The organism is Novosphingobium mangrovi (assembly GCF_022818885.1).
GTDB lineage: Bacteria > Pseudomonadota > Alphaproteobacteria > Sphingomonadales > Sphingomonadaceae > Novosphingobium > Novosphingobium mangrovi.
On record NZ_JALHAT010000012.1, the window covers coordinates 114,614 to 126,784 of the forward strand.

The 12,171-nt window shown below is 64.8% G+C and carries 15 protein-coding genes; 1 reads left to right on the forward strand and 14 read right to left on the reverse strand.

Annotated elements, in window-relative coordinates; genetic code table 11:
* Positions 1-5: 5 nt before the first annotated feature.
* The 11 genes from MTR65_RS09195 to nifH all read right to left on the reverse strand — a co-directional run bounded on the left by MTR65_RS09195 (position 6) and on the right by nifH (position 9,529).
* On the reverse strand, positions 6-428 hold the full coding sequence (locus MTR65_RS09195) for a group III truncated hemoglobin (RefSeq protein WP_243799378.1): 423 nt from the start codon (positions 426-428) through the stop codon (positions 6-8).
* The gene (locus MTR65_RS09200; protein ID WP_243799380.1) at positions 425-1,048 is read right to left on the reverse strand and encodes a nitrogen fixation protein NifQ; all 624 of its coding nucleotides are present in this window, start codon (positions 1,046-1,048) and stop codon (positions 425-427) included. Before MTR65_RS09200 ends, MTR65_RS09195 begins: the two co-directional genes overlap by 4 nt.
* Before the next feature lie 85 nt (positions 1,049-1,133).
* Positions 1,134-1,430, reverse strand: a complete 297-nt coding sequence (gene fdxB, locus MTR65_RS09205) for a ferredoxin III, nif-specific (protein ID WP_243799382.1) — start codon at positions 1,428-1,430, stop codon at positions 1,134-1,136.
* A complete protein-coding gene (locus tag MTR65_RS09210; RefSeq protein WP_226634574.1) occupies positions 1,427-1,630 on the reverse strand; it encodes a CCE_0567 family metalloprotein in 204 nt (67 codons plus the stop codon). Before MTR65_RS09210 ends, fdxB begins: the two co-directional genes overlap by 4 nt.
* 17 nt (positions 1,631-1,647) lie before the next feature.
* Positions 1,648-2,106 (reverse strand): NifX-associated nitrogen fixation protein, encoded by a 459-nt coding sequence (locus MTR65_RS09215; RefSeq protein ID WP_243799385.1) that lies wholly within the window; start codon positions 2,104-2,106, stop codon positions 1,648-1,650.
* A 3-nt stretch (positions 2,107-2,109) separates the two neighbouring features.
* Positions 2,110-2,526 (reverse strand): nitrogen fixation protein NifX, encoded by a 417-nt coding sequence (gene nifX / locus MTR65_RS09220; RefSeq protein ID WP_243799387.1) that lies wholly within the window; start codon positions 2,524-2,526, stop codon positions 2,110-2,112.
* The gene (gene nifN / locus MTR65_RS09225) at positions 2,523-3,908 is read right to left on the reverse strand and encodes a nitrogenase iron-molybdenum cofactor biosynthesis protein NifN (protein ID WP_243799389.1); all 1,386 of its coding nucleotides are present in this window, start codon (positions 3,906-3,908) and stop codon (positions 2,523-2,525) included. Before nifN ends, nifX begins: the two co-directional genes overlap by 4 nt.
* A gap of 2 nt (positions 3,909-3,910) precedes the next feature.
* A complete protein-coding gene (gene nifE / locus MTR65_RS09230) occupies positions 3,911-5,329 on the reverse strand; it encodes a nitrogenase iron-molybdenum cofactor biosynthesis protein NifE (protein WP_243799391.1) in 1,419 nt (472 codons plus the stop codon).
* Between the two features lie 81 nt (positions 5,330-5,410).
* Entirely contained in the window at positions 5,411-6,970 is a 1,560-nt protein-coding gene (nifK, locus tag MTR65_RS09235) for a nitrogenase molybdenum-iron protein subunit beta (protein WP_243799393.1), read from the reverse strand.
* Between the two features lie 42 nt (positions 6,971-7,012).
* Entirely contained in the window at positions 7,013-8,515 is a 1,503-nt protein-coding gene (nifD, locus tag MTR65_RS09240; RefSeq protein ID WP_243799395.1) for a nitrogenase molybdenum-iron protein alpha chain, read from the reverse strand.
* Between the two features lie 135 nt (positions 8,516-8,650).
* Positions 8,651-9,529 (reverse strand): nitrogenase iron protein, encoded by an 879-nt coding sequence (nifH, locus tag MTR65_RS09245; protein WP_226634593.1) that lies wholly within the window; start codon positions 9,527-9,529, stop codon positions 8,651-8,653.
* Positions 9,530-9,900: 371 nt separating this feature from the next.
* Between nifH and MTR65_RS09250 the strand changes: the two genes are divergently transcribed.
* Positions 9,901-10,332, forward strand: coding sequence for a response regulator (locus MTR65_RS09250; protein WP_243799397.1), 432 nt, complete (start codon positions 9,901-9,903; stop codon positions 10,330-10,332).
* A gap of 147 nt (positions 10,333-10,479) precedes the next feature.
* Here the strand turns inward: MTR65_RS09250 and MTR65_RS09255 are convergent, their stop codons facing one another.
* The 3 genes from MTR65_RS09255 to grxD all read right to left on the reverse strand — a co-directional run bounded on the left by MTR65_RS09255 (position 10,480) and on the right by grxD (position 12,169).
* Positions 10,480-11,241, reverse strand: coding sequence for a siderophore-interacting protein (locus tag MTR65_RS09255; RefSeq protein WP_243799400.1), 762 nt, complete (start codon positions 11,239-11,241; stop codon positions 10,480-10,482).
* A 107-nt stretch (positions 11,242-11,348) separates the two neighbouring features.
* A complete protein-coding gene (locus MTR65_RS09260; protein ID WP_243799402.1) occupies positions 11,349-11,852 on the reverse strand; it encodes a TOBE domain-containing protein in 504 nt (167 codons plus the stop codon).
* A complete protein-coding gene (grxD, locus tag MTR65_RS09265; RefSeq protein ID WP_419145039.1) occupies positions 11,849-12,169 on the reverse strand; it encodes a Grx4 family monothiol glutaredoxin in 321 nt (106 codons plus the stop codon). The genes MTR65_RS09260 and grxD overlap by 4 nt, the downstream gene beginning before the upstream one ends.
* Positions 12,170-12,171: the final 2 nt, after the last annotated feature.

Consider the following 12,171-nt stretch of genomic DNA (forward strand, 5'->3'; position numbering starts at 1 on the left):
CCCGCTCATGCGGCACCTGCCGGCCGGGCGACGGGCTTGGGAAGCGGCAGCATGCCCATCTTGAAACTCTGCGTCATGTGCGCGGCGCGCTGCATCGCCGCCCCTGCCAGTTCCTTAGGAAGGCACTCCTCCACCGCCTGACCGAAAGCGGCCATCCAGCGCGTGAAGTCCTCTTCCTCGACCCTCAGCTTGAGGTGATGGCTATAGGGCGTGCCGCGCTGGTAGCGGTCGGTGCCCAGCAGCGCGTGCGACCAGAAATCGCGCACGAAGCCATAGTGCTCGGGAAAGTCGGGGATCATCGCGGCGAACATCGGGCCCAGCCGGTCATCCTCGTTGCACAGCGCATAGAAGCGGCGGACCATGGCATCGATCGCGATCTCCGCGCTCTCCCCCCGGGCCACGGCGGGTCCGATATCGCACCCGCTCATGCGTGCCCCATCTGCTGGGGCGCAATCTTGCCGTTGGCGATGCGCGCCAGCAGCGCCTCGCCGTCCTCGGGCCCGAAGCAGGCGTCGAAGTCGTCGCACTCGGTGCAGACCGGCACCGAGCAGAGCCGGAAGCCTTCGGACGAGCACATCATGCGGTAGAAGAACTTCTTCCACTTCATGTCGTTCGCGTTCTTCATGGCAAGGCGCGGAAAGTGGAGCTGCATCAGCATCGAGAGTTCGTCCCGGCTGGCAAAACCCAGGTCCTGCCAGAGGTGGTTGGGTCGCTGGCAGCGCCGCGCGACAAGGCGCGTGAGGAGCAGTTCGAAGACCGAAGCCTCGCCGCAGTTCATCCAGAGGATGTCGCGCAGCGCCTGCTCCTCCTTCGCCACGACCGGGGTTCCCGCCTCGGGCAGCGTCACGTGGGGAAAGGCGATGCGGCACAGCTCGGCCAGTTCTTCACCGTCGAGCCCGGTCGCCTCGGCCAGCGCCAGACCCTCGCGTTCCGCCTCGAAGAAGGACAAGGCCAGGATCGAGGCGGCCAGGTGCACGTCCACCGGCGGCACGTCCGAGCGTGCGCCCTGCCAGAGCAGTTCAGCATAGATCTCTTCGCCACGTCCCATCGTCTGTGTCTCCTTCTCGTCTGGTTATCTGGTCCTGCTCCTATTGTCGGCACCCTCTCCCGGGCGGTGTGACGCCAGCGTGCTCTCAGGCCGCCTTGGCGTGGGTCTGGCAATTGGTCGGGCATACGCGCGCGCAGGCGCCGCAGCCGATGCACGCGTCTTCATCGTTCATCGCCATGACGCGCTTCTCGATCTCGTCGTCGTCATCGTCCTCGTCGAGTTCGACCACATCGCCGTCCTCGTTGACGCCCTTCAGCGTCATCACGTTGCGCCCGCAGACCTTGAAACAGCGCCCGCAACCGATGCACAGGTCGGGGTCGATCGAGAGCAGGTACTCGGGCACCCACGCGCGTCCACCGCGGGTCAGGGCCGCGGCACTCACGAGGCGCTCTCCAGCGCCTTCATCTCGGCCTTCTTGGCGGCGAGCGCGGCGTAGCTCTCGCACACGCGGGTCGCCGTCGCCATGACGTTCTCCAGCCCCACGGGCAGCTCTTCGGAGAGGTCGTGCAGGTCCATCTTGGCCTGCATCGCGCGCGCCGAGAGCTTCTTCACCTCGGCCTTCATCGCTTCGAGATCGGACATGGGCCCTGCACTCCTTTTCAGTAGTCCGCGACTTCGGGGAACTTCCCGATCATGTCGCTCGCCTGCACGATCAGCTTTTCCGCCTCGGCGTTGAGCTTTTCCAGGCTGTCGAAGCCGAAGCGGTGGACGTCGCGCAGCGACTTGTTCACGACGACCAGACGTCCGGCGATCAGCACCATCCGGCCAAAGCCCTCGTGGCTCATCTTCATCATCGGCTGAACCATGCGGCGGGTGCGCCGCTCGATCTCGAGGCACAGCGCGCCGTAGTAGAGTTCGAGGCGCCAGAGCGTATCGGGATCGGGATCGCCGATGATCGGGATCGCGCGGCGCGCGTCCTTGTCGAGGATGTAGGGCGCGAGCAGTTCGGCATCCGCCTTCTTCTCCCAGTGGCCATGGGTGTCCTGCGCGCGCACCTGGCGCACCAGGGCGGCGGCAAAACCGTCAATTGCGGGAGCATCGATCAGGTCTTCGGGCATCGCTCAGGCCTCCTCTTCCTCGAAATCGTCTTCCAGGTCGGCGACGCGTTCGCCCGTCTTCGCCATGACCTTGCGCAGCCAGGGCGGAGGCGTGCCCTTCAAGACATCCTGCAGCTTGGCGAGCATGCCCTCGATCGGCTCGGGCTCGGCCACCTTCATCGGGTGGATGTTCTGCGCCACAACCCGCGCCGCGCCCGATCCGCCGATGGCGGCCACGACCAGGATCGCGACGCCTTCGAGCGCCTTGAGCTTGGGTTCAAGCTTGTCCTCGTTGCCGTCCTCGTTGAGCTCGCCGGAGAATTCCTCGACCCGGTCGAGCGACCAGCCTTCGGGTGTCAGGTCGTAGATCGCGATGTTGCGGGCCCAGCCGAAGTGCGCGTCGATGCGCACAAGGTCCTGCGTGGCGAAGGCGACTTTCATGGCACGAGCTCCTGTGCGGTTTGATGGGAAGTAGCGTGGGGTTCGGACCAGGCATCGCGCCAGTCCTCGGGACCAGGTGCGTGGCTCTGGTGGTGGTGCATCAGCATGTTGCCGAGAGCGAAGAGCAGGTCGCGTGTGCCGCGGTAGCCCACGCTCACAAGGTGCGCGGCGCCCAGCGTGTCGAACATGGGAATACCGATGCGAAAGTGGGGGATATGCAGGCGCGCGGCCGCCTGCCGGCCGTGGCTGTGGGTGATGAGGATATCGGCGCCGGTCGCCCCGGCTTCCAGGTCTTCCAGATCCCCCAGCAGGACTTCCTCGCACGGGAGCTGCGCGAGGATCGGCGAGGTGGTGGTGGTAACCGCGCAGGCGACCTCCCCGCCCACTTCGCCCAGCGCCGAAACGAGTGCAAAGAGCAGGTCCGGTTCGGCCCCGATGGCCAGTTTGCGTCCGCCGATGTGGAAGTGCGCATCGAGCATGGCATCGACCAGCTGGCCGCGCTGGCGGCGGTAGCGCACCGGCACGGGCTTGCCCGAGATCTGCGAAAGGAAGGCCATCAGCTCATCGCACGGCGCAAGTCCGGTGAGGCGTTCAAACAGGCGGAACGGCACCCCCGCGCGCGCCTCCAGCGCCTCGGCCGCGCCGCGCATCTGCTCGCCGATGGCGAGGGTCCAACCCGCCAGTGCCATTGCGCGCACTTCTTCGGGGCCGGTGCCACCCAATGTCGTGGGCGTGAAGTCCTCGGGGATGTGCCCGTCGAGCGAGCCCGACAGGTCGGGCAGGAAGGTCGGGACGAGGCCGAAGTCCTCAAGCAGCGCGCGCAACTCGTCAATGTCGCCCGGTGTCACGTGGCAGCCCGGCAGCACGTTGATGCGGCGCGGATCGCGGATCGCGGGCGCGGGCGCGGCCACCATCTCCTCGATCATCGCGGTCACCGCCTTGGCCCAGCCGTCCTGGAACGCCCCTGCAAAGTCCGGTGTCGCGCACTGGACGATCTCGACACCGTCCAGTTCGGGATGGCGGGCGCGGATCTGTTGCACGAAGCCCTTGAGGTCATCGCCCTTCACTTCGGTAACCCCGGTCGAACAGATGCCGATGAGTTCAGGCTTCGTTTTCTCGACGATATTGAGCACGGCCTGTTCAACGTTCTCGAAACCGCCCAGGACCGTCGCCACCTCGGACATGGCGGTGGTCTGCAAGGGGATCGCCTCGCGAAAGTGGCGCACGAAGAGGACCAGGCCAAAGCTGGTGCAGCCTTGCGAGCCGTGGAGCAGCGGCATCGCGCCGCGCATCCCCATGAAGGCGAGCGCGCCGCCGATGGGCTGGCTCATCTTGAGCGGGTTGACCGTGCAGGCCTTCTTCGACTTGACGAGCTGGGCCATGGCTATGCGGCCTCCCGTCCGGCGTGTTGGGGCGCCTCGACCTCGTCCCAGGGGGCGGGGCGGCGCACCTCCTGCCAGACGGGGTTGGCCAGCGTGCGGTCGATCTCGGCCACCATCGCGACCATGCCGTGGTAGCCGGCAAAGGCGACGTGGCGCTCCTGGTTGATGTCCATCCAGGGCATCGAGGCCTTGAGCGCGATGAACTGCGAGCGCCCGCCCGAGAGCATGATGTCGGCCTCGGCCTCCTTCAGCTTGCGGTACATCTCGCGCGGGGCGAGGTTGTCGAACATGTGGGCTTCATCGCCCATCAGCTTCTTGATCTTGTCCTTGTCCTCGCGCGTGGACTTCTTGACCGACGTGCCCACGATGCGAAGCCCGGCCTCCTGCAGTGCGGCGACGACCGACCAGCTTTTCACGCCGCCTGTGACCAGCAGCACCTTCTTGCCCGAAAGGCGCGGACGGTAGGGTTCAATGGCGGCCCAGGCGCGCGCTTCCTCGCGCGCGATGACGGCCTCTGTGCGCGCCATCAGTTCGCCATCGGCGCCTTGCTGGATCAGCAGCCGCGCCATCTCGCGCAGTGTGTCCGACATGTCCTCGATGCCGTAGAACGAGCCTTCGAAGAAGGGGATGCCATAGCGCTCCTCCATCTTCCTCGCGACGTTGATCATGGCTTTCGAGCAGACCATCATCGCGGCCTTCGCGCGGTGCGACCAGGCCACTTCCTCGTAGCGCGCGTCGCCCGAGATGCACGAGAGGATGCGGATGCCCAGTTCATCCAGCAGCGGCTTGATCTGCCACAGTTCGCCCGAGAGGTTGTATTCGCCGATCACGTTGATGTCGTAGGGCGTGGTGTATTCGGGCTCCTTCGTGCCGATGACGTGCTTGAGCATCGCCTCACCCGCCAGCTTGTTGCCCAGGTTCTTGGGGCCCACGAAGCCGGGCGAGTGAATGGGGATGCAGGGCGTGCCGAACTTCTCGGCGGCCTTCGCGCACACCGTGTCGATGTCATCGCCGATCATCGCGGGCACGCAGGTCTCGTAGACGAAGACGGCGGGCGGGGCGTACTTCTCGACAATCTCGCGGATCGCCTTGAAGAGATGCTTCTCACCGCCAAAGACGATGTCGTTCTCGGTCATGTCGGTGGTGAAGCCGGTGCGGTAGAGCGTGGAGCCCGAGGACGCCGCGCCGCGGTTGTCCCAGGAATTGCCCTCGCAGGCGATGGGCCCGTGAACCAGATGGGCGACATCGGTGATCGGCTGGAGCGCGATCTTGGCGCCATCGAACGCACACCCACCCGCCGCGCCGCCGGGCTGGAGTTGCTTGGTGCAGCCCTTCTTGCGCTCCTTGTCCGACTTGGCCTGGTTCTTCCCGCAGGCCGGCTCGTTGAACACGTCCTGGATCGTCTGGTTCAGGCTGGTCATGGCAGGCACTCCGGCGGGTGGGGGATGGGGAAAAAGGGGTCTCCCCGCGACATGGCGCAGCGGCGGGGAGACCAAGGGACCTCAGCGAATGATGTCGTAGCTGTAGTCCGTCTTGCTGGGCACGTTGGTGGTCGCGTCCATGTGCTCGAAGATCCGGTCGAGGATCGTGACGAGGACATTGAGACCGCCCTGGTAGCCCCACACCGGATAGCGGTGCTTGTGGTGGCGATCGAAGATCGGGAAGCCGATGCGGATCAGCGGCACCCCGGTGTCGCGCTCCAGGTACTTGCCGTAGGTGTTGCCGATCAGGAAATCGGGCGCCTCGGTGAAGAGGAGCGAGCGCATGTGCCACAGGTCCTTGCCCGGATAGGCCTTGCAGTTGGCCCCGAAGGGCGAGCTGTCGAACAGCTCCTGCATCTTGGCCGCCCAGGCCTTGCCCCCATTGGTCGAGAGCACGACCACCGGCTCACCGCCCAGCTCCATCACGAACTTGGCAAGCCCATAGGCAAGGTCGGGATCGCCGTAGATCGCGAACTTCTTGCCGTGGATGTGGGCGTTGGAATCGGCGATGGCATCGACCAGGCGGCCGCGTTCCTTCGCCAGTTCGTCAGGGATCTCGACGCCCGCCATGCGCGCCACTTCCATCACGAAGCTGTCGGTCGCCTCGATGCCGATGGGGTGGTTGAAGGCGGCGGTTTCCTGCCCGTGCGCGGCGATGAAGGGCAGCGTCTTTTCGGTGCAGTATTCCTGCATCGAGATCGTGCCCTTGGCGTGGATGGCATTGGCTGCATCTTCCAGCGTGGTGCCGCCATCGTACATGCGGAAGGTGCCATCCGTCGGCGTATCCCACACGTCCGACTGGTCGCCCAGGATCGTGTACTCGACCTGCATCATGTCGAAGATGCGCTTCACCTCGCGCAGGTTTCCGACCGCGTAGCCATCGAACCCATTGAGGAAATTGATCGAGCCGTTGGGGACACGCTCCAGCTTGGGCGCGGTCTTGGCCTTGCCGTCCCAGAAGTGCTCCAGGATGCCCTTCATGGCGTTGTCGTAGCCGGTGATGTGGCTGCCGACGAAGGCCGGGGTGTGCGCGAAGGGAACGTCGAATTCCTCGGGGAGCGATTCCTTTTCCTTCGCCGTCTTGATGAAGGCGTTGAGGTCATCGCCGATCACTTCGGCCATGCAGGTGGTCGAAACCGCGATCATCTTGGGCTTGTACATGTTGTAGGCGTTGGCAAGCCCATCGACCATGTTGGTGAGCCCGCCGAAGACCGCCGCATCCTCGGTCATCGAGGAGGAGACGCACGAAGTCGGCTCCTTGAAGTGGCGCGAGAAGTGCGAGCGGTAGTAGGCCACACACCCTTGCGAGCCGTGCACGAAGGGCAGCGTCGATTCAAAACCGACCGCGGCGAAGACCGCACCCAAGGGCTGGCAGGCCTTGGCCGGGTTGATCGTCAGCGCCTCGCGCGAGAAGTTGAGGTCCTTGTATTCCTCGGTCTTGGCCCATTCCTTGACGCGCTCGATCTCGGCGTCGGGATGGGGGTTCTCGAACTCGGACCGCTTCTTGGCGAGCATGTCCTTGTATTCGTCACCGCGGAACAGCTCGAAGTGGTCTTTTACCTGGTCTGCGTCCTGGGGCATGGGTGCCTCCCTTGAACTGGATGGGGTTGGAAAAAGCCGCGGTTATTCCGCCGCGATGGCCATGGTGTCGCTCTCGCCCGCCTTCCAGGGCGTGGGGGCCATCGACCAGACCGGCGAGTTGATCGCCATGTCCATGTCGCGTGCGAAGATCGCGAAGCCGTCGTAGCCGTGGTAGGGGCCCGAGTAGTCCCAGCTGTGCATCTGGCGGAAGGGCACGCCCATCTTCTGGAAGACGTACTTTTCCTTGATACCCGAGCCGACGAGGTCGGGCTGGATCTTGTCGACGAACTTCTCGAACTCGTAGCCGGTGACATCGTCGTAGATCAGCGTGCCGTCCTTGACGTAGTGCTGGGCGGTGCGCTGGTAGTCGTCGTTGTGGCCGAATTCGTAGCCGGTGCCGACCACTTCCATGCCCAGGTCCTCGTAGGCGCCGATGACGTGGCGCGGACGCAGGCCGCCGACATAGAGCATGACCGTCTTGCCTTCGAGGCGCGGCTTGTACTTGGCAATGACCGCATCGGTCAGCGCGCGGTACTTGGCGATCACCTTCTCGGCGTTTTCCTGGATGGACTCGTCGAAGTAGCTGGCGATCTTGCGCAGCGATTCCTCGATCTTGGAGGGGCCGAAGAAGTTGTATTCCACCCAGGGAATGCCGTACTTCTCTTCCATGTGGCGCGAGATGTAGTTCATCGAGCGATAGCAGTGGAGGACGTTGAGCTTGGCCTTGGGCGTCGCCTCGAGCTCGGCGATCGAGCCGTCACCCGACCACTGCGCGATGACGCGAAGGCCCATTTCTTCGAGCAGAATACGGCTCGACCAGGCATCGCCGCCGATGTTGTAGTCGCCGATGATCGCGACGTCATAGGGCGAAGGCTCGAAGGTCGGTTCCTTGTCGCCCACCTTGTCGAAGACCCAGTCGCGCACGGCGTCGTTGGCGATGTGGTGGCCGAGCGACTGCGAGACCCCGCGAAAGCCCTCGCAGCGCACCGGCACGATGGTCTTGCCGCCGTATTCCTTGCTCTTGGACTTGGAGACCGCCTCGATATCATCGCCGATAAGGCCGATCGGGCATTCGGACTGGACCGTGATGCCCTTGTTCAGCGGGAACAGCATCTCGATCTCGTCCATGATCTTGGCGAGCTTCTTGTCGCCGCCAAAGACGATGTCCTTCTCCTGGAAGTCGGAGGTGAACTGCATGGTCACGAACGTGTCGATGCCGGTGGTGCCGATGTAGTAGTTGCGGCGCGCGGCCCAGGAATACTGGCCGCAGCCCACCGGCCCGTGGCTGATGTGGATCATGTCCTTGATCGGCCCCCAGACCACGCCCTTGGAGCCTGCGTAAGCGCAGCCGCGGATGGTCATGACACCGGGGATCGACTTGATGTTGGATTTGACGCCGCAGTCACTCTTGCCCTCCTCGGAGACGTTGAGGTGCTTGGCGCGGCGCTTGGCGGCTTTCGCCGGATAGACTTCAAGGACTTCCTGGATCAACGCCCGGTTGCGTTCCTTGACTTCTGCGATGTCGGTAGGGGTTGAGACGCTCATTTGGATGCACTCCTGGTTGATCCGTCCTTGCTCAGATCGAACTGGGACCGGTTGTCCGGCCCTCCTGCGCTTCGCATGCCAACGAGAGGCGCACAGGGGGACCGGACGTTCGGGGGACTGACGCGAAGGCTCAGGTCAGACGGCGAGGTCCGCGGCGGTGAGACCCACCTGCGATTCATCGACCGCCTTCATGATCCCGTGCTCCATCAGCATGTCCTCAAGCTCGTCCATGGTGATGGGGGTGGGGATGATGCCGTTGCCCGAGTTGTTGTGAATCTTCTGCGCGAGGTTGCGGTATTCCGCGGCCTGGTTGGATTCGGGCGCGTACTCGATCACGGTCATGCGGCGCAGTTCGGCATGCTGCACGATGTTGTCGCGCGGCACGAAGTGGATGAGCGAGGTGCCCAGCTTGGCGGCCAGGTTCTCGGCCAGCTCCAGCTCCTTGTCGGTCTGGCGCTCGTTGCAGATGAGCCCGCCCAGGCGCACGCCGCCCGAGTTGGCGTACTTGAGGATTCCCTTCGAGATGTTGTTGGCCGCGTACATGGCCATCATCTCGCCCGACATGACGATGTAGATTTCCTGGGCCTTGTTCTCGCGGATCGGCATGGCGAAGCCGCCGCAGACCACGTCGCCGAGCACGTCGTACGAGACATAGTCGATGTCCTCGTAGGCGCCGTTCTCTTCGAGGAAGTTGATCGAGGTGATGACGCCGCGGCCCGCACAGCCGACGCCCGGCTCAGGACCGCCGGATTCCACGCAGCGGATGTCCTTGTAGCCGATCTTCATGACGTCCTCGAGTTCGAGGTCCTCGACCGAGCCGGCCTCGGCCGCGAGCGACAGGATGGTATCCTGCGCCTTGGCGTGCAGCATCAGGCGGGTGGAGTCGGCCTTGGGATCGCAGCCGACGATGAGGATGCGCTGGCCAAGGTCGGCGAGCGCGGCAAGGGTGTTCTGCGAGGTGGTGGACTTGCCGATGCCGCCCTTGCCGTAGAAGGCGATTTGACGAAGTGACATTGCTTGGCTCCTAAGCTGTTAAAGCCGTGTGCTCCGGATCGGACAGGGGGTCGGCCCGGACCGGTTCTCTCCCCGACGCGTCCTCTCTCGTTGCGGCGGGCCAGCAGGATCTGCCCGCTGTGCCGACCTCTCTGCACGGGGCGTGCCAAACGCAGCGCGCCTGCCTAAAATCGCGTTCAATCGGGAACTTGGCGGAAATGTCGGGGCCCGCACGGGCATGTGGCAAAGCGAACAATGGGCCATTGCATGTCGCAAAGGACACACGTTCGCCCGGCCCGGCCAGCGGCAGAGCCGCGCATTTGCGCGGCCGATTGGGATGGAACGCTTCTTGCGTGGGGGAGCGATGAGTTCCCATCCACAGGAGAAGCCCCATGCAGATCGGTGTCGAAACCGCCAAGGCCGTCGACCAGCGCCGCATTTTCGTTGTCGACGAGGACGAAATCACCCGCGCCGCCTTGCAGTTCATGCTGCACGACGAGATCGAGACCCACGAACTGGCGAGCCTGGAGGAAGCCTATGCCAAGGGGCAGGACTGGCTGCTGCCCGACGTGCTGATCCTGGGTCTTTCAATCCTGCGCGCGCACGGGCTGGAGGTACTGACCGAGATCGCCGCGCGCTACCCGGCCGCGCGCGTCCTCATCGTCGCCAGCCCGGAGGAAGAGGAACTGGGCATCGCCGCATTGAAAGCGGGCGCCCACGGCGCGCTCATCAAGCCGCTGCGCATGGAGGCGGTGCGCCAGAAGGTCGACACGATCCTCGGGCGCGCAGGCGGCGCGGCGCTGGTGCAGTTGGGGGGATTATAAGAAAAAAGGGTTTTCCGAGGGCCATCGCCCTCGGGCTCCCCGGACTGTCGAGCCCACCTTGCGCCAGCTGCCCTGGCTGAGACTGGTGAGGTCGCCCATTATGGGGTCAAGGGGCGATGGCCCCTTGAAAAGATGCTTCCTTCTGCCTCAGGCTGCCGTCGCCTCGGCGTCCTCGCGCTTGACCACCTTGTGGCTTTCCTCGTCGAGGCCCTGCTTCCAGTAGCTGGAGATGTAGAGTTCGGCGGGCGTCAGCGCCTTTTCCTCGCGCAGGTAGGTCCGCATGAGGCGCATGGCGGAAAACTCGCTCGCCGCCCAGGCGTAGACCCGGCCTTCGGGCCAGCCGTAGGCGCGCAGCGCTTCAACCAGCCACTGGGGCTGCTGGCCGGGTTCGGGGTTCACGACCCAGCGGATCTCCACGCCTTCGGGCGCGTCGATCTCCACGCGGTCATCCTCCTGCTGGATCTCGATCACCGCATAGCCCTTCGCGTCGCGATCCAGGGCTTCGAGGTTCACGCAAATGGCGGGAATCGCGGTCATGTCTCCGGCGATGAGGTAGAAGTCGAAGCCTTCGGGCAGGGGCTTGGCCGCCCCCGGACCGCCGACCTCGATGGTCGAGCCGATCTCGGTGCTGACCGCCCAGTTGGTCGCTGGGCCCGAGACGCCGTTCTCCACGCCATGGAGCGCGAAATCGACATCAATCTCGCCCTCACGCTGGGCGCGGATGGTGTAGGTGCGCAAGGTCGGCTTGGCCTTCCCTTCCGCAGGAGGGAACATCAGCTTCACATAGCCCCCTTCCTGACCTTGCGGGAAGTCGGCGAGCCCTTCGCCGCCCAGTGTCAGGCGGATCATCGAGGGCGAGACCTGCTGGCGGGCGAGGACGGTCAGCGTGCGCGGCTGGGGCTTGGCCATGGCGGGGCTTCCTTATTGCGATAAACTTGCAAGAAGGAATGTAGGCGCCCTGTCACCGATTGCAATGGGGCATACCTATCACAGGTGCCCTGGCCTATCCGGGAACGTTACCCGTCGAGCGCGCAGACGATGATGTGCGAGGCCTTGAAGCTGGCGAGGATCTGGCGCCCGGGCTCCAGTTCCAGCGCCCGCGCGCTGTGGCTGGTCACCAGCACCGTCAGCTCGCGCCCCTCGCCGATGTCGAGCACGCATTCGGCCTCGACCGGCCCTGTCAGCACGTTGACGACAGTGCCCCCGATGAGGTTGCGCGCCGAAAGTGCGAGACCCGGGACATCGTCGATCAGGGTGATGAAGCTGGGCTTGATGAGCGCAACCGCGCGCCCTCCCGGTTTCAGCCCCAGCGCGGCCACGGTGGAGTTGGGCACCAGCGCGTCGATCACGATCCGCTCGTTGACGAGCAGGCCTACTTCCGCGCTCACCGCGCCGTGGACGATGGCGGTCACGATGCCTTCCAGCATGTTGCGCTCGCTCGCGCGCAGGCGGCGTCCGCCCGGCGGGACGAAGGGAACGACAGCGGCTCCGGCCGCTCCCGTCGCGGAGGCCATGCTCATGCGCTTTGCCCGGCGAGGAGCGCCTGAAGCTCACCTGCCGCGTACATGTCGCGCACGATGTCGCAGCCGCCGATGAACTCGCCGCGCACGTAGACCTGGGGCAGCGTGGGCCAGTCGGAATACTCCTTGATGCCTTCGCGCAGGAATGGATCGTCGAGCACGTTGATCCCGACATAGGGCCGCCCGATAGCCTCCAGCACCTTCACCACGCCTGCGGAAAAGCCGCATTGCGGGGCGGCGGGCACGCCCTTCATGAAGACGACGATTTCATTGTCGGTGACAAGCGCGCGGATACGGTCGGACGTGGCCATGGCCATTC